The sequence below is a fragment of the Methylotenera sp. genome (genome assembly GCF_030653755.1).
In the GTDB taxonomy this organism is placed as follows: domain Bacteria; phylum Pseudomonadota; class Gammaproteobacteria; order Burkholderiales; family Methylophilaceae; genus Methylotenera.
In genome coordinates this window covers 94,421-116,081 of the sequence record NZ_JAURYU010000001.1, presented here as the reverse complement: position 1 = coordinate 116,081, position 21,661 = coordinate 94,421, and the positions used below count along the sequence as shown (strand labels likewise).

General features: G+C 42.1%; 14 protein-coding genes and 1 rRNA gene. 10 read left to right on the top strand and 5 right to left on the bottom strand.

The features are described from left to right. Positions 1–108, top strand: a 5S ribosomal RNA gene (gene rrf / locus Q7U33_RS00535); the annotation flags it as partial. Between the two features lie 149 nt (positions 109–257). Here rrf and Q7U33_RS00530 read toward each other — a convergent pair. Together Q7U33_RS00530 and Q7U33_RS00525 are read right to left on the bottom strand one after the other, a co-directional pair. Beyond that, positions 258–659 carry a PilZ domain-containing protein gene (locus Q7U33_RS00530; RefSeq protein WP_304857427.1) on the bottom strand — a complete coding sequence of 134 codons (402 nt, stop codon included), beginning with the start codon at positions 657–659 and terminating at the stop codon, positions 258–260. 160 nt (positions 660–819) lie between these two features. After that, positions 820–2,274 carry a leucyl aminopeptidase family protein gene (locus Q7U33_RS00525; protein ID WP_304857425.1) on the bottom strand — a complete coding sequence of 485 codons (1,455 nt, stop codon included), beginning with the start codon at positions 2,272–2,274 and terminating at the stop codon, positions 820–822. A 287-nt stretch (positions 2,275–2,561) separates the two neighbouring features. Here Q7U33_RS00525 and aceE point away from each other — a divergent pair, with 287 nt between their 5' ends. The 6 genes from aceE to Q7U33_RS00495 all read left to right on the top strand — a co-directional run bounded on the left by aceE (position 2,562) and on the right by Q7U33_RS00495 (position 13,408). Further along, positions 2,562–5,246 carry a pyruvate dehydrogenase (acetyl-transferring), homodimeric type gene (gene aceE, locus Q7U33_RS00520; protein ID WP_304857423.1) on the top strand — a complete coding sequence of 895 codons (2,685 nt, stop codon included), beginning with the start codon at positions 2,562–2,564 and terminating at the stop codon, positions 5,244–5,246. Positions 5,247–5,258: 12 nt separating this feature from the next. Next, entirely contained in the window at positions 5,259–6,587 is a 1,329-nt protein-coding gene (aceF, locus tag Q7U33_RS00515) for a dihydrolipoyllysine-residue acetyltransferase (RefSeq protein ID WP_304857421.1), read from the top strand. A 314-nt stretch (positions 6,588–6,901) separates the two neighbouring features. Further along, positions 6,902–9,412, top strand: coding sequence for a bifunctional diguanylate cyclase/phosphodiesterase (locus Q7U33_RS00510; protein WP_304857419.1), 2,511 nt, complete (start codon positions 6,902–6,904; stop codon positions 9,410–9,412). Positions 9,413–9,668: 256 nt separating this feature from the next. Further along, the gene (lpdA, locus tag Q7U33_RS00505; RefSeq protein WP_304857417.1) at positions 9,669–11,429 is read left to right on the top strand and encodes a dihydrolipoyl dehydrogenase; all 1,761 of its coding nucleotides are present in this window, start codon (positions 9,669–9,671) and stop codon (positions 11,427–11,429) included. A 78-nt stretch (positions 11,430–11,507) separates the two neighbouring features. Beyond that, the gene (locus Q7U33_RS00500; protein WP_304857415.1) at positions 11,508–12,017 is read left to right on the top strand and encodes a hypothetical protein; all 510 of its coding nucleotides are present in this window, start codon (positions 11,508–11,510) and stop codon (positions 12,015–12,017) included. Further along, positions 12,014–13,408 carry an FAD-binding oxidoreductase gene (locus Q7U33_RS00495; protein ID WP_304857413.1) on the top strand — a complete coding sequence of 465 codons (1,395 nt, stop codon included), beginning with the start codon at positions 12,014–12,016 and terminating at the stop codon, positions 13,406–13,408. The genes Q7U33_RS00500 and Q7U33_RS00495 overlap by 4 nt, the downstream gene beginning before the upstream one ends. A gap of 44 nt (positions 13,409–13,452) precedes the next feature. On the opposite strand, the gene Q7U33_RS00490 is transcribed toward Q7U33_RS00495, so the two are convergent. Continuing rightward, positions 13,453–14,121, bottom strand: a complete 669-nt coding sequence (locus tag Q7U33_RS00490) for a sporulation protein (RefSeq protein WP_304857411.1) — start codon at positions 14,119–14,121, stop codon at positions 13,453–13,455. Positions 14,122–14,131: 10 nt separating this feature from the next. Beyond that, positions 14,132–14,974 carry a type III pantothenate kinase gene (locus Q7U33_RS00485; protein ID WP_304857410.1) on the bottom strand — a complete coding sequence of 281 codons (843 nt, stop codon included), beginning with the start codon at positions 14,972–14,974 and terminating at the stop codon, positions 14,132–14,134. Between the two features lie 89 nt (positions 14,975–15,063). Between Q7U33_RS00485 and Q7U33_RS00480 the strand changes: the two genes are divergently transcribed. Then, complete coding sequence (locus Q7U33_RS00480) at positions 15,064–17,307, top strand: TonB-dependent receptor (protein WP_304857407.1); 2,244 nt, start codon at positions 15,064–15,066, stop codon at positions 17,305–17,307. Between the two features lie 15 nt (positions 17,308–17,322). Here Q7U33_RS00480 and birA read toward each other — a convergent pair whose 3' ends face one another. Continuing rightward, complete coding sequence (birA, locus tag Q7U33_RS00475; protein WP_304857405.1) at positions 17,323–18,312, bottom strand: bifunctional biotin--[acetyl-CoA-carboxylase] ligase/biotin operon repressor BirA; 990 nt, start codon at positions 18,310–18,312, stop codon at positions 17,323–17,325. Positions 18,313–18,504: 192 nt separating this feature from the next. Here birA and Q7U33_RS00470 point away from each other — a divergent pair, with 192 nt between their 5' ends. Next, a complete protein-coding gene (locus Q7U33_RS00470; RefSeq protein ID WP_304857403.1) occupies positions 18,505–20,286 on the top strand; it encodes a glutamine--tRNA ligase/YqeY domain fusion protein in 1,782 nt (593 codons plus the stop codon). Continuing rightward, positions 20,287–21,660: a P-loop NTPase fold protein gene (locus Q7U33_RS00465; RefSeq protein ID WP_304857401.1), complete on the top strand. Its 1,374-nt coding sequence runs from the start codon at positions 20,287–20,289 to the stop codon at positions 21,658–21,660. It abuts the gene before it with no gap. The last annotated feature ends 1 nt before the right edge of the window (position 21,661 follow it).

Below are 21,661 nucleotides of genomic sequence, written 5' to 3'. Positions count from 1 at the left end.
GGCCATAGCGGTTTGGAACCACCCCTTCCCATCTCGAACAGGGCCGTGAAACGAACCAGCGCCAATGATAGTATGCTTTTTGCATGCGAAAGTAGGTCACTGCCAAGCTATTTATACCAAAAACCCCCATCATAGCAATATAATGGGGGTTTTTTTATGTGTTGAACATATGTAGCATAAACAGCCCTACTTGAGTTTGAAATAACGAGTTTGCTTAACGCTACCTTCTGGTTTTTTACAGATATTGCTACGAGTACTTAATTTTTGTTTCTCGATATATTAAGATTTTCATAGTTTCTCAACATGTGACTAAGTTCCGTGTCTAAGCGCGTTTCATCACTTGTATTTAGCTGAATAAGCTTTCGTAGGTTTGTAATACTGTCTAAATCGATATGCAGAGACTCTAAACCTATTAGATATCCTTCATGGTGAATGATTTTACCTTGCATTGTGATTTTTTCTTGATGGTCAGCAAGCATGAGCGTCATCATGCAACTGCGCTGCTCGATATAAGTCGTAATCGGTCTGTCTGTTTCGACTAATGCCCCTTTAAGCGATATGTCTATTAAATGCGCAATATGTATGTCATCTATTAAATGTATATGTAGTTGCACTTCTGCATCAAAATGAATGCGTGTAAAGCGTCTAGATTCATTCATAAGTAGATAACCTTTCAGGAAATATGATGAGAACTGATTATTTACAGCCTTAATATTGTGAGTAATATATTTAATATACGCTTGTAAGCTGACGAATGTATATATATAACGAATTTTAATCGTTCAGTTGTTAAAAGTGACTTTGATAACAAAAAACTGATTAATTTATCAAGCGTTTGATAAGTGCTAAACCAAATCCGACTCCAAATCCATTTGTATCTGACTCTACAGCGCCCAATCCACCTTTACGGTTTGCTGATGAAAGATCTGTGTGTATCCATGGAGTATCATTTTCAATAAACTTTCCTAGAAAGCGTGCAGCATGAATATGATCGGCATCACCTTCTAGTGTGCATTGCTTAATATCTGCTATATCACTATCTAAGTCACTGTCAAAGTCATCGTTATATGGGAACATGACAATGCGCTCCCCGGACTCTGAATCTGCATCGGTTGCCTTAGTCGCTAGCTCTGATCTGTTCGTAATAACACCACTCATGCGATCGCTTACAGCAGTAATCATACTGCCTGTGAGTGTGGCAAAATCAATCATTACATCAGGTTTCTCACGAGACGCAAGTGTAAGTGTGTCGGCTAATACCATTCGTCCTTCTGCATCTGTATGTACAATTTCTATTGTCATGCCGTTTAATGCAGTAATGACATCATTCTGCTTGAATGCATTAGGGCCAATGTGATTTTGTGCGATGGCTAGCCAGCAATCCAGCTTGATAGGTAGCTGCATTTGTGATGCTGCAAGTAGAATACCGAGACTTACCGCAGAGCCATTCATGTCTTCATGCATTCCAAGCATGTATTTTGAAGGCTTAAGATTGTGTCCGCCAGTATCGAAGCAAATGCCTTTCCCAATAATAGCGATATGCTTTTGAGCATTAGCTGGATTGTAGGTTAAATGTACAATTGCAGCATCTTGCTGTTCTGATCCTTGCGCTACAGCAATAAAGGCGCCAGCACCCATTTCTTTAAGTGCATTCATGTCGTATTCTTTATGGTTCCAGCCATTTTCTGAGGCCAGTTTGGCAATCTTTTGACGATATACTGTAGGCGTTAAATCATTGGGGGGTGTGATAGTAAGTTCACGACATAGCGTATTGCCAGCAACACGCGCGTTAACATAGGCGTAGTCATGTGTAGCTTTGTAACCATGAATAGTTACGCATTTTAGAGCGTTTGGTTTATGTTCTTTTTTTCTAGACGGTAAATTGGCAGCATTAACAGTTACCACATAATAGGCCGCACATGTATGCGCTTCTTTTATGGCTTCTTCTCCAAAAACGCAAATGTCGATGTTTTCTGCCTGCTCTGAGATAATAGGCTTGATTGCTTTACGCAGTAAAGTATGGCGCTGAAACATATTTAATTGATGGTCTAATATGACGTAACTAGCAACTCCACCATTAGGTAGCTCTATTGTTAAAGGGGTTTTATTTAAGTCATTGAACTTGGATTTGATACGTTTGAGTTTTATGACCAAATTGTCTTTAAAAGGAATGTTTTTGTCATCAATGCTAGAAAGTACAAAGAGTATGTGTTGGCTATCTTTTAATGTACTTTCGTTTGCGATCGCTGCATTTTGTCGTAATTTAACTGACATTCTTTGCCCTTGTAGTCTTGTATTGAATGTAGTGATTATATATAAGATACATGTGAAAATTGTTTAAAAAACGCTAGTAAACTTGACCAAAACCACTAAAAAAGCCACACTACTGTTTTATAAAAAATTAAATTGCAACGCATTTTACATGCGCGGTATTTCAGACACGCTGTATTTGTTTTTGTTTCATTATTCGATTGGATATTATACTTACTGATGGCATTGTTGATGTAAGTGCAATACGATTAAATGAATTGGCAAATATAGTTACACGGAGCTACAACTGAATGTCATTGAACACACCTTTGAATAATCCCGATATTGATAGTCAAGAAACTCAAGAGTGGCTTGATGCACTGATGGCCGTTATTGAAAATGAGGGCACAGAGCGTGCACATTTTTTATTAGAGGCGATGATTGATAAGGCGCGTCGCTCAGGTAGTAACTTACCTTATAAAGCAACGACTGCATATTTAAATACAATTCCAACCCACTTGCAGGCGAAATTGCCTGGCGACCCAGAAATGGAGCGCAGAGTGCGTGCATTGGTGCGCTGGAATGCCGTGATGACTGTATTGCGTGCGAACGAGAAGTCGCCGGGTGTTGGTGGGCATATTGCTAGCTTCCAATCTGCTGCTACTTTGTATGATACTGGATTTAACTATTTCTTCCGTGCGCCGAATGAGAACTTTGGCGGCGACTGTGTGTATTTTCAAGGACACTCATCTCCAGGGGTTTATGCACGTGCGTTTTTAGAAGGCCGAATTTCAGAAGAGCAAATGGATAATTTCCGCCAAGAAACTGGTGGTAATGGTTTACCTAGCTATCCACATCCTTGGTTAATGCCAGACTTTTGGCAGTTCCCTACGGTGTCTATGGGTTTAGGACCTTTAGCTGGTATTTACCAAGCACGTTTCCTTAAGTATATCCATGACCGTGGTATTGCAGATACGAGTGATCGTAAAGTATGGGTGTTCTGTGGTGATGGCGAGATGGATGAGCCTGAATCATTAGGAGCTATTTCATTAGCGAGCCGTGAAAAACTTGATAACTTGATTTTTGTCATCAACTGTAACTTACAACGTTTGGACGGACCAGTTCGTGGTAATGGCAAAATCATTCAGGAGTTAGAGTCTGACTTCCGTGGTTCTGGCTGGAATGTATTGAAAGTGGTCTGGGGTTCTTATTGGGATCCATTATTGGCGATGGATAAAGATGGCTTGCTGAAAAAACGCATGGAAGAGTGCGTGGACGGTGAGTATCAAAACTTTAAGCAAAAAGGTGGCGCATATACACGTGAGCATTTCTTTGGGAAATATCCTGAGCTGAAAGAAATGGTTGCGGCAATGAGTGACCAAGACATTTGGCGCTTAAACCGTGGTGGACATGACCCGCATAAAGTGTTTGCAGCTTACAATGCCGCAGTAAATCATAAAGGTCAGCCAACTGTTATTTTAGCTAAAACGGTTAAAGGTTATGGCATGGGTGATGCTGGTGAGGGTCAAAATACGACACACCAACAAAAAAGCATGGATATCGAATCACTTAAGAAATTCCGTGATCGCTTTGATTTGCCATTAACTGATGAGCAAGTAGAGAGCTTGAGTTTCTACAAACCAGCTGAAGACTCACCTGAAATGAAATATATGGCGTCACGTCGTGAAGCGATGGGTGGTTTTGTGCCACAACGTCGTCGTAAAGGTAATGAGCTTACTGTGCCTGCATTGACTGCATTTGAAAATATGCTGACAGCAACTGGTGACCGTGAGATTTCTACCACGATGGCGTTTGTACGTATCTTGTCTACATTGGTGCGTGACAAGCAAATTGGTAAGTATGTTGTACCTATCGTGCCAGATGAAGCGCGTACGTTTGGTATGGAAGGGATGTTTCGCCAGTTGGGAATCTACGCGAGCCAAGGCCAGTTGTATGAGCCACAAGATTCTGATCAAGTGATGTACTACAAAGAGTCAAAAGATGGTCAGATTTTAGAAGAAGGTATTAACGAGGCGGGTTCATTCTCTAGCTGGTTAGCTGCGGCAACGTCATATTCTGTGACGGGTGTGCAAATGATACCGTTCTACATCTACTACTCAATGTTTGGTTTCCAACGTGTTGGTGACTTAGCGTGGATGGCTGGTGACTCACGCGCACGTGGATTCTTGTTAGGTGCGACGGCTGGCCGTACTACTTTAAATGGTGAAGGTTTACAGCATGAAGATGGTCATAGCCATTTGATGTCTGCAACCATTCCAAATTGTATTTCTTATGACCCTACCTTCTCTTATGAATTGGCAGTGATTATTCAAGAAGGTTTGCGTCGTATGGTGCAAAATCAAGAAGATGTGTATTACTACATTACCTTGATGAATGAGAACTATACCCACCCAGCGATGCCAGAAGGCAGTGCTGAAGGTATTCTTAAAGGGATGTATAGCTTTAGTAAATCTAAACTAAAGGGCAAAGGAACTGAAGATAAGCAAGTACAGTTGATGGGTAGTGGCGTGATTCTGCGCGAAGTGATTGCGGCCGCGGAATTGTTGGAAAAAGACTGGGCTATCTCTGCTGACGTATGGAGTGTACCTAGCTTTACTGAGCTTCGTCGTGAAGGTTTGGAGTGTGATCGCTGGAATATGTTGAATCCAGAGAAAACACAAAAAGTAAGTTATGTTGCGTCTTGCTTGAAAGATGCTAAAGGGCCTGTTGTTGCATCTACTGATTACATGAAGAGCTTTGCTGAGCAGATTCAACGTTTTGTACCTAACAAATTTGTTGCACTTGGTACAGATGGTTTTGGTCGCTCAGATAGCCGCGAAGCTTTGCGCGACTTCTTTGAAGTGAACCGTTACTATGTGGTTGTAGCTGCGTTAAAAGCGCTAAGTGATGAAGGTAAATTGCCAGTTGCTAAAGTGGCTGAAGCGGTTAAAAAATACAGTTTGGACGCTAACAAGCCAAACCCAACGACAGGTTAAGGATATACATAGATGGCCGTTCAAGATATTTTTGTCCCTGATATTGGTAATTTCGATAGTGTGGATGTAATTGAAGTACTCATTAAAGCTGGTGATGTGATTGCCAAAGACGATTCGCTGATTACGGTTGAGTCTGATAAAGCTTCTATGGATATTCCTGCACCTTTTGCTGGTGTAGTAAAAGAAGTGAAAATCAAGGTCGGTGATAAAGCTGCTCAAGGTACGTTGTTAATGACCATGGATGTGACTGAGTCCGCTGCTGCGCCTGTAGTTGAGGCTAAGCCTGCAGCAGTTGCTGTGGAAGAAGCGCCTAAAGTGGCAATTCCAGAGCCAACAAGACCTGCACCAGAACCACCTAAGCCAGTACAACCAGCTCAACAGCCTGCACCCGTTGGTGAAAGTGCTGTGGTTGTCTCTGGCAAGCTTTCGCATGCGAGTCCTTCGATTCGTAAGTTTGCGCGTGAATTAGGCGTGAATTTGGCATTAGTGACTGGCACTGGTGTAAAAAACCGTATTTTACAAAGTGATGTGCAGTCTTATGTGAAAGGTGAGTTGGCAAAACCTCGCACCGAAAATATGGGTGCTGGTGTGAGTAGTTTAGCTGCGTTACCAATGCCTGTGATTGATTTCAGCAAGTTTGGCGCAGTAGAAACCAAGCCGCTTTCAAGAATCAAAAAACTTTCAGGGGCTAATCTACACCGCAACTGGGTGACAGCACCGCATGTGACGCAATTTGATGAAGCTGATATTACAGATTTAGAAGATTTCCGTAAGTCTATGCAAGCGGATGCTGAGAAGCGCGGCGTTAAGTTGACCATGCTTGCATTCTTGATTAAAGCTTCAGTGAATGCGTTAAAAGCATACCCTAACTTCAATGCTTCACTTTCTCCTGACGGCGATAACTTGATATTGAAAAATTATTTTAATATTGGTTTTGCTTGCGATACGCCAGACGGCTTGGTGGTGCCAGTGGTGCGTGATGTGCATCAAAAAGATGTGCTGGATATTGCGCGTGATTTGATGGATTTATCTGCAAAAGCACGTGAGCGCAAGTTGAAAGTAGAAGAAATGCAGGGTGGATGCTTCACGATTTCTAGCTTAGGTGGTATTGGCGGTACGATGTTTACGCCAATTATCAATTGTCCTGAAGTTGCAATTTTGGGTGTTTCACGCTCATCTATGCAGCCTGTTTATAATAAAGAGACAAATGGTTTTGAGCCGCGTTTGATTTTGCCGATGTCATTGTCATATGATCATCGAGTGATTGATGGTGCAGATGGGGCAAGATTTACAAGTCATATGCGGATGATGTTAAGTGATGTGCGTAGATTGTTGCTCTAATTAGGTTAAATGTTTATGAAGAATTAGCTAATCTTTTATTTGCAAGGTTTACTCAAAAGACTTGTTTTTATTTTTAAAAACAAGTCTTTTTTGTTTTAAGTAATCGATTCAGACTCTAGGTATTGATATCTAGTTAAAAAATAACCTGATTTATTGAATTAAGATTGCCGATGTATCAATTATCGACTAAAGTAAATTTAGGGTGATAGGTTTCATTTTAAGCATGAACGAGTTGCAGATTTACTAGTCCCAGATTTTTTAGATATAACTAATGAAAATATTTTTTGGCAATTAGCCAATAGCTGGGAGGCTGTATGGATTGGGTTGGTCAAGTATTAGACGGGCAATCGCTTATTCCGCATGGTTTTTGTCTGACTTGGAATCCAGCATTACTTTGGACATTGGTCGCTTCAGATGCACTCATTGCCTTGTCTTATTTTTCGACTCCTTTTGCCCTATGGTATTTTGCTAAAAAAAGACCAGATATACCCTATCGATGGTTGATGGTTGTTTTTGGTGTGTTTATTGTAGCGTGCGGCATTACTCATATCTTTGATATTCTGAACATATGGAGGCCCTCGTATTGGGCAAGTGCATATGCAAAGGTTTTTACTGCAATTGTCTCTTTTGTGACGGCTGTTGCCGTATGGCGAATTATGCCGGCAGCTTTGGAGGCTCCATCTTCACAACAACTAAAAATACTTAACGAAGCATTAGCGAGCTCACATTCGGAGTTGGAGGCTAGAGTTCTAGCAAGGACTAATGAATTAACCTCCGCGTTAAACGAAAGCCATCGTTTAAGTGAGGCTTTGGACCATATTCCAGCTTTTGTTTATATCAAAGATATTAATGGTAAGTATGTTTACGCTAATCGTATGACTTTAGATTTTTTTAATTGCTCAATACACGAGCTTGGCGCTATAGATGAGTCTTTGTATTTTTCGTCCAAAACGCTTCTTAGAATTAAAGAGGTTGATAAAAAAGTCATTCAGGATCGAGTGGATGCTTACGAAGAAATAGAAGCGATTTCTCATGATCATAAAAAGCATATATTTTGGCAAATTAAGGCACCGATTTATCAAGAAGACGAGCAGTCTAGGGTTTGGGGATTGTGCGGAATCTCTACAGACATTACAGATCTTAAAACAGCCGAGACATCTTTACGCATCGCTGCAACTGCATTCGAGTCATCTGATGGGATATTAATTACTGATGCTAACTGTTTTATTCTTCAAGTGAATTCTGCGTTTACTAAGATTACAGGATACTCCTCAGAGGATGTTGTTTGTAAAAAGCCCAGTGTATTAAGCTCTGGTAGGCATGATCTTTCATTCTACGATAGCATGTGGAAAGAAATTAATAGCACTGGTAAGTGGTGTGGTGAGATTTGGAATCGACGCAAGAATGGTCAGGTTTATCCTGAAAGAATGACGATATCAGCCGTTAAGGATAAAGATGACAAAGTAACTAATTATGTTTCAGTCTTTACAGATATCAGTGAAAGTAAAGAATCATCTGAAAAGATTGAGCATCTGGCCTTTTATGACTCACTTACTAACCTCCCTAATCGTTTGTTGCTATTAGATCGCATGCGTCAGGCACTTTCTACTAGTGGTCGTACCGCTAAAAAAGGAGCATTGCTATTTATTGATTTGGATCACTTTAAAGTGCTGAATGATACATTAGGACATAGTACGGGCGATTTATTGCTTAAGCTTCAAGCTGATAGACTCAGCAGTGCTGTGAGAGCAGGTGATACCGTAGCCCGTTTTGGAGGTGATGAGTTTGTCGTGGTGCTTGAAGCCTTAGAGGCGTGTGCTTCAGAAGCTGCGGCTATTGCTGAGCAGATTGCTAATAAAATTTTGTTAGCTTTACATGAGTCTTGTGTGTTCGGCTCTCACCAGTATCAGAGTACTTCTAGCATTGGAATTACTTTATTCGGCGGTGAAGAGTACGAAATTGAAGAGTTGTTGAAGCAAGCTGATATTGCGATGTATCAGGCAAAGAAAGCTGGTAGGAATACATTGCGATTCTTCGATCCGGTTATGCAGGAAAAGTTAAGTGTCCGTGCTAGTTTGGAAGCTGAGTTGAGATATGCAATTGATAAGCAACAGTTAGCGCTATATTACCAAGTACAGGTTGATGATAATAGCCGTCCCATCGGCGCTGAGGCTTTGATTCGATGGATACACCCTGAACGAGGGGTTATTTCTCCAGTAGAATTTATTCCAATTGCAGAGGAAACTACGCTAATTCTTGATATCGGACATTGGGTTATCGATACGGCTTGTTCTCAACTTGCTGAGTGGGCAAAAAGTGTTGAGAAAAATCATTTAATTATTGCGGTAAATGTGAGTGCTCATCAGTTTAGGTCGCTAGACTTTGTAGAGTCTGTCCATCATGCGATTGTGAAGCATGAGGTTAATGCCTCTCGTTTGAAGCTAGAGTTGACCGAAAGTGTGATTTTTGAAGATGTTGATGAGGTGATTGCCAAAATGCATGCCCTTAAAGCGCTAGGTGTCAGATTGTCGTTGGATGATTTTGGTACAGGATATTCTTCGCTTTCTTATCTGAAAAAACTACCGCTTGATCAGGTGAAGATTGATCAGAGTTTTGTACGAGATTTGGCATACGACCCTAACGATGCCATTATGGTCAAGACGATTATCGATTTGGCGAACAACTTCCGTATTAATGTGATTGCTGAAGGTGTTGAAACTGAGCTTGAATTGACCATTTTGAAAGATTATGGTTGTAGGCTTTATCAGGGGTATTTGTTTGGTAAACCTGTGCCTATCGATCAGTTTCAATTTTCTATTAACTAATCGTTGATTTTTGCTTAGTGTTATCAACGCTCAATCGCACGCATAAACTTTAATCTATGCGATTGAAAGTCGTTAGGTTAGTTAATCAAATTTTGACTAAGATACTCACAACTCTTTAGGTTTTTTGCTCGACATTAGTGCAATTAGGTGTCGATATTGCTATGTTGCATCAAGGTTATTGCATGTTAGTAAGCGATAAAGTGAGAGGTTTGATGTTAAAATTGCAAAAAATAACCAAAGTTTACAAAGGGTATGCATGAGTAATTTAGTTGAAGTATTGGTGCCGGATATCGGTAACTTTGATAGTGTTGATGTGATTGAAGTGCTGGTCAAAGCTGGTGACACAATTGCTAAAGAAGACTCTTTGATTACCGTAGAGTCTGACAAAGCTTCTATGGATATCCCATCTTCACATGCTGGTGTTGTAAAAGAAATTAAAGTTAAAGTAGGCGACAAGGTGGCAAAAGGGTCACTAATGTTACTAGTTGAGGCTGCTGATGTCGTAGCGCAAGTTAAAGTTGAGGCACCTGCGGCCTCGCCCGTTGTTGCACAGCCAGCAGTTGCGTCTGTTGCTGCGGCCGTTGGCAGCAGTGATATCAGCACGCAGGTGGTAGTGTTAGGCAGTGGTCCTGGTGGCTATACTGCGGCTTTCCGTGCGGCAGATTTAGGTAAACAAGTAGTCTTAATTGAGCGTTACGCTACCTTGGGTGGTGTGTGTCTTAATGTGGGCTGTATTCCATCTAAGGCTTTATTACATACTGCAAAGGTGATTACTGAGGCTGAAGAGTCTAGCCATCATGGTGTAAGTTTTGGCGCGCCGAAAGTTGATTTAGACCAACTACGTAACTGGAAAGCGAATGATGTGGTCGGCAAGTTAACAGGTGGCTTGGCGGCAATGGCGAAACAACGTGGCGTGACCGTAGTGCAAGGTGTTGGTGCATTTACTAGCCCTAATCAAATTGCGGTGACAGCGGCTGACGGTAAAGTGACTACTGTTGGTTTTGAGAATGCGATTATTGCAGCAGGTTCACAAGCGACAAAATTCCCAGGCGTAGAAGCAGATGAACGTATCATGGATTCCACTGGAGCCTTGGCTTTAGCTGATGTGCCTAAGCGCATGCTTGTAATCGGCGGCGGTATTATTGGCCTAGAGATGGGTACGGTTTACGATGCGTTAGGCACAAAAGTGAGTGTGGTTGAATTTACCGATGGTTTGATTCAAGGGTGTGACCGTGACCTTGTGCGCCCATTACAAAAGCGTATGGAAAAACGTTTTGAAGCGATTATGCTTAATACCAAAGTGGCAAAAATGGAGCCTAAGAAAGGTGGTATTCATGTCACTTTTGAAGGTGTTAATGGCAATGCCGATGCGCCTAAAGGTGTTGAAGTGTATGACCGTGTGTTGGTGTCGATTGGTCGCCGCCCGAATGGGAAAAACATTGGTGCAGAAAATGCAGGTGTGGCTGTCGATGATTATGGCTTTATCAACGTAGATAAACAAATGCGCACCAATGTGCCGCATATCTTCGCGATTGGGGATATTGTAGGCCAGCCAATGTTGGCACATAAAGCAACGCATGAGGCCAAAGTGGCGGCAGAAGTGATTGCTGGTGAAAAAGTAGAGTTTGTAGCATCCGTGATTCCATCGGTTGCCTATACAGACCCTGAAGTAGCTTGGGTAGGTGTGACTGAAACAGAAGCAAAAGCCAAAGGCATTGCGATTGAGAAAGCAAGCTTCCCATGGGCAGCCAGTGGCCGCGCTTTATCGATTGCACGTACTGAAGGTTCAACTAAGTTGATCTTTGACAAAGAAACACATCGAGTGATTGGTGCGGGTATCGTGGGTGTTAATGCAGGTGAGTTGTTGGCTGAGGCGGTATTAGCCATTGAAATGGGCGCAGATGCGCATGATTTGGGTTTAACCATTCATGCACACCCAACTTTATCTGAAACCGTGTGTTTTGCGGCTGAGATGAAAGAGGGCACCATTACCGATCTGTACATCAAAAAACGTTAGTTTTTAATATTGTTTCAACATTTAACTAGCCTGTCATATCGCTATGCAGGCTAGTTTTAATTCAAGAAGGCCGTTTCAATGAACAAGTTGTTTCAATATAGTTCTCTAGCGCTGATTGTCATGATCTTTAGTGGCTGTGCATCACTCACTAAAGATACCTATCAGCGTATGCAGATTGAAACTTATTCAAAGAATAACGCCCTTGTTAGCAATGCTAAATGTAGAGCTAAAAACGAGTATGGTGAATGGGTGGTTTTTACATCAGGTATCCTTACAGTGCATCGCTCTGATCAAAACTTACTATTGAGTTGCGAGAAAGAGGGAGAAGCAACTGGATATGCGACCTTGATATCACGTGCCAATGATGGCATGTACGGTAATATACTTTTAGGTGGTGGTATCGGTGCAATGATAGATCATCACAACGGGAATGCTTACAGTTATCCTGATTGGATTAGAGTCGTCATGGGTGACAATTTGGTGTTTGATCGCAAGCATAATGAAAAAGGTCAGTTGATGCTTGGTAGCCCATTGGTGCCAAACGACAAAAAAACTCTTGTAGAAAATGTCTTATATTATTTGCCATGACCAATACGCCTAACAGTCCATTTTCAAATGATATATTCTTAAGTGAACTGAGCTCAGTTTTACCAAAAGATAGAGTATTTACCGACCCTGTGGATTGCTATGCCTATGCATATGACAACTCGCGCAATTACCATAGCCCCATCGCTGTTGTTTTCCCGCTCACGATAGAAGAAGTGCAAAGTGTCATTTTACTCTGTAATGCACATAAAGTGCCTGTAGTGCCGCGTGGGCGTGGCACTGGCACGGCAGGTGGCAGTGTGCCTGAAGTAGGTGGCGTTGCGCTTTCGTTAGAGCGCATGGATAAAATTATCAGTATTGATCCTGATAACCGCATGGCGATTGTTGAGCCTGGTGTGTTGAACCAAGTGCTACAAGACGAGATTAAGCCTGTAGGTTTCTTTTGGCCACCTGACCCATCCAGTGCGGCTTATTGCAGTATTGGTGGTAACTTAGCCACCTGTGCAGCTGGGCCTCATGCCGTGAAATACGGTGTAGCGCGAGACCATATTCTAGGTTTGAAAGCAGTCACTGGTAATGGCGATATTATCAAAACAGGCTGCTATACCAGTAAAGGTGTTGTTGGTTACGATTTAACGCGTCTATTGGTAGGGTCTGAAGGTACCTTGGCGGTAATTTGTGAGGCAACGCTTAAATTAACGCCATTGCCTAAATCGACTGGTGGTATTACCGCAGAGTTTGTTGACACCGAAAGTTGTGCTAAAGCAATTGCAGCCATTATGGCGCAGCCTTACACGCCAAGTGCATTAGAATTTTTAGATAACGGAGCGCTCACACTAATTCGTAGCCGTCATCAAAACTTACTGCCTGAGAATGCACGTGCGTACTTAATGATAGAAGTTGATGGCTCGCAGCAAGAGATTATTGAGGCAACTGATGCAATATTGCAAGCCTGCCAAGTGGCAGGCTTGATTGAAGCAAAGCCTGCGCATGATACTAAAGCGCTGTGGGCTGCACGTAAGGCTTTGTCACCTTTATTAAAAGATATTGCACCTAAGAAAATTAACGAAGATATTGCCGTACCAGTGTCTCACTTGCCAGCATTGCTGACTGGTTTAGAGAAGCTTGCGGCATTGCACCAAATCTCAAATGTGAATTTTGGCCATGCAGGGAATGGAAATATTCATGTGAATTTACTGGTAAACCCAGATAATGCAGATGAAATGAAACGCGCTTATCAGTGTTTGGATGAGGTGTTTAGTTTGGTATTGTCTTTGCAAGGCACGCTGTCGGGTGAGCATGGCGTAGGCATGGCAAAACGTCCATTTGTGCCACGTGAAATTGATGCGACTACCATGAACTTAATGAAATCACTCAAGTTAACGTTTGACCCAAATAATGTTTTAAATCCAGGGAAGTTGTTTCCTGCTTAACCATATTTAGTAGATTTGGACTTAGTAAATTTTGGTTTAGTGAATTAGAGTGCGTCGCAGCTAACTTCTTTAAGTTCTGCTGCAGGGAAATCTGGGTTGAGTTTTTTGATTTCAGCAATTTCATTTTCAGTCAGGTTTTTCAGCAATAAACTGGAATAGCTTTTACCTTGACTGCGTAAAGATTTTTCAACGTTCTTAATCCCTTTGGCTTGCAGTTCTTTTTGCAAGTTAATCGCCAATTGCTCATCACTGAAAATCCCAAAAGAAATTGCATTTTTCCATCTAGGTTCTTGTACTACAAAGACATCAGTGACGCCAAGCGATTTTAATTCTGCGGCTTTTTTAATTGCCTCAGCCGTTGACTTTAAAGGGGGACGGTACACCCAAAAGCGCTTAGACGCTTGCACAGTTTGCTCTTTGACAGATGCTTGTAGTGCTAATTTTTCTAGCGCAGTTTGTGCGTTGATTAAATTAGTTTCAGAAAAAACACTCCATTCAAAACATACATCAATTACTGGTGGTGGCTCAGTAACCACTACTTTCTTTTGACTGGATGCGAGGGAGTCAACTTCTTGCAGTGACAAAACTTTGATTCTTTCAGGGGAAATTTCTGCCTGTTGTGTTTGCGCTGGCTTTGGTAGCACAACATCAATATTGAAGTAGCCAAATAACCCAATATTGATGAGTACGAGTAGCCAAAAAAAGTATTTCATGACATGTGCTTTATGAGGTTTGTTTAACTGCAAGCTTTGTGAATAAGTACAGGCCTTGCAATACTAAATTTTCAGTAATCGTAACAGGTTTTTTTGTCTGATGAGTAGTGATGTCTGATGAATTTTCGTTTGTAAGATGTTGTGCTATCACTCTAGCGTTCCCGCCACTGATGATGAGTTCAGGTGTTTGCCTGTATTGTTGTTCAACAGCCTGACTCATTTGCTGAATTGCACCTAATGTTGCATTCACCGCGCCGCTGTAGATTGCATGAGTAGTGTTGGTGGCAAAGGGGTTAACAGTAAATTGGGGGCTATCAGTAGTTTTTGGGTTTGTAGAGATTTCTGTTGGTATTTTGGGCAGTTGTGCTGTGGCAACACCTAAACTTTGTTGCATCAGGTCTATGCCTGGTAAGATCATGCCACCAATAAATACGCCAAAAGTTTTGCCGTCAATTTGAGTGCTCAAAATTGCATCTATTGTGGTTGCAGTGCCTACATTTACCACCACGCATGTTGTATGTTGCATGTGCCAAGCTGCAATTAAGGCGGCCCAGCGATCACTGCCTAGTGATTTTGGGGTAGTGTAGTTGTTAATGACATAGCCTAATTGTTTGCTTGCTGTAAGCCAGTGCGTTGTTACTTCATAAATAGAGGTGAGTTGTTGCAGTTGTTTAGCATGGGCTTCACCTGCAACATTAGAAATCACAATTTGGTCACACGTTAGCGAGTCAGGCAGTAGGTTGGCCGTGGAGAGATGTGCATTTAGACATGCGCCTTGATGGCTGATTTCTCCGTCATCATCAAATAAAGCCCATTTTGTTTTTGTGTTGCCAGCATCAATTGTTAGAACCATTAGTATCCACGCGGATGCGACAATATGCCACATTCCAGTCAATTGCCCAAAGCGTATAATTCGCGCAGTTCATCAATAGGGGCGCGGTTATGAAGCAGTTTGCATTAAAGAAAAAAACGATTATTCACGCTATTTTAACACCAAGCGTTTTTGTACCCAGTGTTTTAACGTCTTGCTTACTTGGTATTTCTCCAATGGTTGCATATGCCGAGCATTTGGACTTACCAAGTGTTGATGTTGTCGCTGAGAAATTAGCAAATGAGCCAGCCGATTCAGTGAATACCAGTGATACCGCTTCTTTGTTGGTTAATGAACCTGGCGTGAGCTTGTATCGTGCTGGTGGCGTTTCTAGTTTGCCTGTCATTCATGGGTTGGCTGATGATCGTATTCGTATCAAAGTGGATGGGATGGATTTAATTTCCAGTTGTGCTAATCATATGAACCCAGCACTTTCATATATAGACCCTGCTAATGTCGCGGCAATAGAGGTGCTTGCTGGCGTTACGCCAGTTAGTATGGGTGGTGATAGTATTGCTGGCACAATAAAGGTTGATTCTGAATCTCCAGAGTTCGCCGAACCTGGCCATGGCTTATTGGTAGACGGCAAGATTAATACTTTTTACCGCAGTAATAATGCTGCGCGTGGCGTGAATATATCGGCTAGTGTCGCCAACGATCAAGCTTATATGCGCTATACAGGCTCTACGGTTGAGGCGAATAACTATAAAGCAGGGGGTAAATTTAAACCCGCAGGGCAATCTGCAACATTAAGAGGCTGGTTAAGTGGCGATGAGGTCGGGTCAACTGCTTATGTGTCACGTAATCATGCTTTAGCTTTTGGCCTGCGACATGAAAATCACTTGCTTGAGTTTAAATTAGGTTTGCAGGATATTCCATATCAAGGTTTTGTAAATCAGCGTATGGATATGACAGGTAATGATGCCGAGCAATATAACCTGAGCTACAAAGGTAAATATGGCTGGGGTAAGTTGGAAGCGCGTGCGTACCATGAAAGAACGCGTCATAGCATGCAGTTTGGTGACGATAAGCGATATTGGTATGGCGCAGGTTTGAATGTACCAGGCATGCCAATGGATACTGAAGGTAAAACGACAGGGTTGGCACTGAAAGGTGATGTCGTGCTATCTAGTCGTGATACTTTGCGAGTGGGTACAGAAATTCAACGCTATCGTTTAGATGACTATTGGAATGCAGCACCTCCTTCGATGATGATGTCTCCAAACACCTTTTGGAATATCAACAATGGGCAGAGGGACCGTTATGACATCTTTGCAGAGTGGGATGCAGCGTGGAGTAATGTGTGGTTTTCGCAATTAGGTTTACGTCACAGCACTGTAAAAATGGATGCAGGTAGTGTGCAAGGTTATAACGTTGGAATGTATGGTGCAGCCGCCGCAGCTTTTAATGCAGCAGACCGTTCAGAAACTGACCACAATATTGATATAACAGCAATTACACGTTTTACACCCGATGCTGGTAAAACTTTTGAAGTAGGTTACGCCATGAAAACACGTTCACCGAATGTATATGAGAGATTTGCTTGGTCAAATAGCAATACCATGGTGATGAATATGGTGAACTGGGTTGGCGATGGTAATGGGTATGTAGGTAATTTAGATTTAAAACCAGAGCAAGCCCATACAGTCAGTGCGACAGGAAATTGGCATGATGCAGCACAAAAAGATTGGAATCTTAAAGTTACGCCGTATTTTACCTATGTAGATAATTACATTGATGCGGTAACTTGCGACAAGGTCGGTAAGGTTTGTCCAACGACTAGAGCAGATGGTTTTGTGAATTTAAGCTTGGATAATCAGTCTGCGCGTTTATATGGTGTTGATATTTCAGGTAAAAAGCTATTAGCCAGCGGTGATGGGTATGGTAGTTTCACTGCGACAGGGCTGTTGAGCTATGTACGCGGAAAAAACCGCACAACAGGTGATGATTTGTACAATATTATGCCACTTAACGCTAAATTGAGTATTCAGCATCAATTGGGCGGATGGTCTAATAGTATTCAGGCAAAAATCGTAGATAGTAAAGATAATGTTCAAGCGGTACGTAAAGAGCTTAAAACTGCTGGCTATACTTTATTTAATTTATACACTAGCTATGATTGGAAGCATGCGCGCCTAGATCTGGGTGTGGAAAACATTTTTGATAAGTTCTATTTTGATCCATTAGGTGGTGCATACCTTGGTCAGGGTTCAACGATGAGCTCAGGTAATGCTGCAACTGGTGCTCAGCAGTATGGTCTGCAAGTACCTGGTATGGGTCGTTCTGTGAACGTAGGGCTTACACTCAAATATTAGTTAAGTAATAGTTGTTCAGGCTTGCGTGGTGTTATAGCTGCGCAAGCTAATTTCACCAGACATAAATTTTTGCATACCATTGGTTGTTTCTATCATCAGTGAGCCGTTCTCGCTAATCGCTTGTACAACACCAGTGACTTCGCTGCCATCAGGCATCAGCATGCGTACAGGCTGTTGGTGGTAAGCATGATGCGCGGTCCACTCGTCACGCAGTTCGTCAAAACCAGTTTTCTCAAATGTTAACAGCACATCCACTAGATGTTTTAGTAGCGTTGCCATCAGTGCGTTAGAGTTGATGGTGTGCGCTAATGTTTGGTGTAAATCGGTGGCTGGCTGATCTATTTTTTGTAACACGCTTTCGGGTAATTGTAAGTTGATACCTACGCCGATAACCGCTGTGCTGGGGCCTTCCATGTCGCCTTGTAGCTCAATTAATATGCCTGCCAGTTTTTTCTGATTGATCAATATGTCATTAGGCCATTTAAGCTTAGCCTCGGTTGCGCCTAGCTCATGCAAGCTACGGATGAGCGCCACACCTACCGCAAGGCTTAGGCCAGAGAGTGTAGCAGCCCCACACTGAAAGCGCCATAAAAGCGAGAAAGTTAAGCTTGCGCCTAGGCTGGCTTGCCACTCGCGGCCACGTCTGCCGCGACCACTGGTTTGTAAATTGGTGACGACGCATGTGCCGTGCGTTTTTGCGCCCATATTTTGCATCAAGTAACTGTTGGTGGAAGGCATGGTGTCAAACACTTCTACATTAAGCCAATTAAGTTGTGGGCTCATCTTGTTTACAATAGATTGCTTGTCTATCAGCGTGAGCGTTTGTGGCAATTTGTAGCCTCGGCCACGCACTGAAAAAACCTCTATGCCCAAGCTTTCTGCATGTTGTATGGCGTTCCAAACTGTGGCGCGGCTTACATTAAAATGTTGTGCAATCGCCTCACCAGAGTGAAACTTACCATCCGCGAGCAATTTTAATATGGGAAAAGTTAAGCTGTTCATCATGAGCTAAGTTTAGCATAGGCATGTTGATAAGCCTCGTTTGACGATATCTCACTCTGATTTATTCAATAGTTCATTATGATTAATGTGGCGGAAATGGTTTGAATTGAGATGCGTATAATCAATTTATACAGGTACACATACAAGTAAGTAAGCTGGTGTAAAATAGCGGCAACTTAAATTGAATTTGTTGCTATGTCATCTGAAAAAACACCGATTCCTGCTGGCTCTAACTTTATCCGCGCGATTATTGAAAAAGACCTTTCTCAAAATAAATACGCCACCAAAAAATGGGCAGGTAGCCCAGGCGATGCGGCACATCAAGACACGGGTGTTGTTGATGTTGCTAAAATTCGCACACGCTTTCCGCCAGAGCCTAATGGCTATTTGCATATTGGTCATGCTAAGTCTATTTTCTTAAACTTTGGCTTAGCGCGTGATTTTGACGGCATTTGTCATTTGCGTTTTGATGACACCAACCCAGAGAAAGAAAGCCAAGAGTACGTCGATAGTATTTCAGACGCAGTGAAATGGTTAGGTTTTGGTTGGGATAACACCAGCGAAACCAACTTGTACTTTGCCAGCAACTACTTTGACTTAATGTACCGCGCGGCGGAAAGCCTGATTGAAACTGGCCATGCTTATGTAGATGAGCAAAGTGCAGATGAAATGCGTATTAATCGCGGCACCTTAACTGAAGCAGGTAAAGATTCACCTTATCGCAGCCGTAGCGTTGCTGACAATTTGGCACGCTTCCGTGAGATGCGTGATGGTAAACATGCGGATGGCAGCATGGTGCTACGCGCTAAAATCGACATGGCATCGCCTAACATCAATATGCGCGACCCTGCCATTTACCGCGTAAGACGCGCGCATCACCATAACACTGGCGATCAATGGTGCATTTACCCAATGTACACTTTTGCGCACCCGATTGAAGATGCACTCGAGCGCATTACCCATTCTATTTGTACGCTAGAGTTTGAAGACCAACGTCCATTTTACGATTGGTTATTAGAACGCTTAGCAGAAGCTGGCTTATTGGCACATCCGTTACCGAAACAATACGAATTTGCACGTTTAAACCTCACCTACGTGGTGCTTTCAAAACGCAAATTGATTCAATTGGTAGAAGAAAAACATGTGAGCGGCTGGGATGACCCACGCTTACCAACGCTTGCGGGTGCGCGTCGCCGTGGCTATACACCAGCTGGCTTTAAATTATTTACCGACCGTATCGGTGTCAGTAAAGCCGACTCTTGGATCGAATACAGCATACTTGAAGACTGCATGCGTGAAGTGCTCAATACAGACGCCGAGCGCCGTATTGCAGTGTTAGACCCAATTAAACTGGTGATTGATAACTACCCACTAGATTCTGATGGAAAGTCTCAAAGTGAAGACTGCTTTGCGCCTAACCACCCACTCAAACCAGAGCTAGGTAAGCGCACAGTGCAACTCACTAAAGAGCTTTGGATAGAACGTGAAGATTTTATGGAAACGCCAAGCAAAGGTTTCTTTAGGTTAACGCCAGGTGGCATGGTGCGCCTGCGTTACGGCTATGTCGTGAAATGCACTGGTTGCGAAAAAGATGCAGATGGCAATGTGACCGTGGTGCATTGTGAGTATCTGCCAGATACCAAGTCAGGTACACCAGGGTCTGACTCAGTGAAAGTAAAAGGCAATATTCACTGGGTAAGCGTTGCCCATGCTTATGAAGCCGAAGTGCGTTTATATGACCGCTTATTCAAAGAAGCACACCCAGGCGAAGGCGACCGTGATTTCTTAGCTGATATCAATCAAGACTCTGTGAAAGTGATTAAGACACAGCTGGAGTTAAGCCTGAAAGACGCAAAAGCAGAAGAAAGCTTCCAGTTTGAGCGTCATGGCTATTTTGTAGCTGATAAAAAAGACAGTGTGGCGGGTAAGCCAGTGTTTAACCGCACGGTGACATTGCGGGATGCTTGGCAGAAGTAAATGAAATTTAAAGCAGAGCCCTTAGTTATTGATGCAAATGACCCATTTGCATCAGATGCCTTAAAGCGTAAAGCTTCTGTTGAAGCTCTTACAAATTTTGTTTCTAATTTAACTGGGCCATTTGTTTTAGCAATTGACGCTCCCTGGGGGACAGGGAAAACGACATTTGTAAAAATGTGGCAAGCTCACTTAGCTAGTAAAAGAGTTGCTAGCTTGTATTTTAACTCTTGGCAGTCTGATTTTTCTACAGATCCACTAGTAGCGTTTGTCGCTGAAATTAGCGACTTAATGGAAAAAACACAAAAAGAAAAAGGTTCATATAAGCCTCATTTAGCTAAAGCTAGAAAGCTTGCTACTGCTTTAGCAAAAAGAGCATTGCCTACGGCATTAAGGCTTGGTTCTGCTGGCTTAATAGATTTAGATGAGCTCAGTGAAGAGGTGATTGGAGATGCTGCTGCGACAGGCATTTCTGATGCCATTGATTTATATACAGCTGAAAAAAGCCTCATGGAACAATTCCATGAAAGACTTAATGCAACAATACAGACTCTAGAGGAGTCTGGTCATCATCCAACATTAATTGTATTTATTGATGAACTAGATAGATGTAGGCCAACATATGCGATTGAATTGCTTGAAAGAGTGAAGCATTTGTTTAATATTGAAAACGTTATTTTTGTAATTGCACTTGATAAAGAGCAATTAAGTGTGAGTTTGCAAGGTGTATATGGTGAAGGCTTAAATACAAGCGAATATTTAAGACGTTTCATAGATATTGAATTTAATCTTCCGATAGCTGACAGTAATTCATTCACGAACTATTTAGTATCTAAATTCGCTTTCAAAGAGTACTTTGAACAGCGGCAAGGTGATCTTCGATACGATTTAAATCACTTCATAGAGACATTTAATTCGCTAAGTAAAATTTTTGACTTGAGTCTAAGAGCGAGAGAGCAATGTTTTACTAAAATAGCACTAGCGTTAAATAGCACACCTCATGACTACCATTTATATCCTGAGCTGCTCACTACATTAACAATACTAAGTATCAAAGATAACGTAACTTACAGAAATTTTGTGTTTGGTAGTGGAGTACCTGCCAATGTTTTGTCATCGATAAGATCAAGGGATGGTGGTGATGCATTTCTTCAAACCCGAGAAGGAATGTTTATCGAAGCATATTTAATTCTTTCCAAGCTTGATTCTCATTACGATACAAATGCAGAGTTGGATGCTTATGAAGCTCAAAAAGAGGTGACCTCTAATGCGAAAGATATGCTTGATTTAATAAGTCATCTCAGGAGAAGGTATCGCAGGATTAACTTGCAATACCTTTCAAATAAAATTGAATTAGCTGGTCAATTGGTGAGCTAAT

Excerpts from the sequence above, each read along its gene's own strand:
- Q7U33_RS00510 (WP_304857419.1), top strand. The coding sequence starts at position 6,902 with ATGGATTGGGTTGGTCAAGTATTAGACGGGCAATCGCTTATTCCGCAT.
- aceE (WP_304857423.1), top strand. The coding sequence starts at position 2,562 with ATGTCATTGAACACACCTTTGAATAATCCCGATATTGATAGTCAAGAA.
- birA (WP_304857405.1), bottom strand. The coding sequence starts at position 18,312 with ATGATGAACAGCTTAACTTTTCCCATATTAAAATTGCTCGCGGATGGT.
- Q7U33_RS00490 (WP_304857411.1), bottom strand. The coding sequence starts at position 14,121 with ATGAAATACTTTTTTTGGCTACTCGTACTCATCAATATTGGGTTATTT.
- Q7U33_RS00495 (WP_304857413.1), top strand. The coding sequence starts at position 12,014 with ATGACCAATACGCCTAACAGTCCATTTTCAAATGATATATTCTTAAGT.
- Q7U33_RS00485 (WP_304857410.1), bottom strand. The coding sequence starts at position 14,974 with ATGGTTCTAACAATTGATGCTGGCAACACAAAAACAAAATGGGCTTTA.
- lpdA (WP_304857417.1), top strand. The coding sequence starts at position 9,669 with ATGAGTAATTTAGTTGAAGTATTGGTGCCGGATATCGGTAACTTTGAT.
- Q7U33_RS00530 (WP_304857427.1), bottom strand. The coding sequence starts at position 659 with ATGAATGAATCTAGACGCTTTACACGCATTCATTTTGATGCAGAAGTG.
- aceF (WP_304857421.1), top strand. The coding sequence starts at position 5,259 with ATGGCCGTTCAAGATATTTTTGTCCCTGATATTGGTAATTTCGATAGT.
- Q7U33_RS00470 (WP_304857403.1), top strand. The coding sequence starts at position 18,505 with ATGTCATCTGAAAAAACACCGATTCCTGCTGGCTCTAACTTTATCCGC.
- Q7U33_RS00525 (WP_304857425.1), bottom strand. The coding sequence starts at position 2,274 with ATGTCAGTTAAATTACGACAAAATGCAGCGATCGCAAACGAAAGTACA.
- Q7U33_RS00480 (WP_304857407.1), top strand. The coding sequence starts at position 15,064 with ATGAAGCAGTTTGCATTAAAGAAAAAAACGATTATTCACGCTATTTTA.
- Q7U33_RS00500 (WP_304857415.1), top strand. The coding sequence starts at position 11,508 with ATGAACAAGTTGTTTCAATATAGTTCTCTAGCGCTGATTGTCATGATC.
- Q7U33_RS00465 (WP_304857401.1), top strand. The coding sequence starts at position 20,287 with ATGAAATTTAAAGCAGAGCCCTTAGTTATTGATGCAAATGACCCATTT.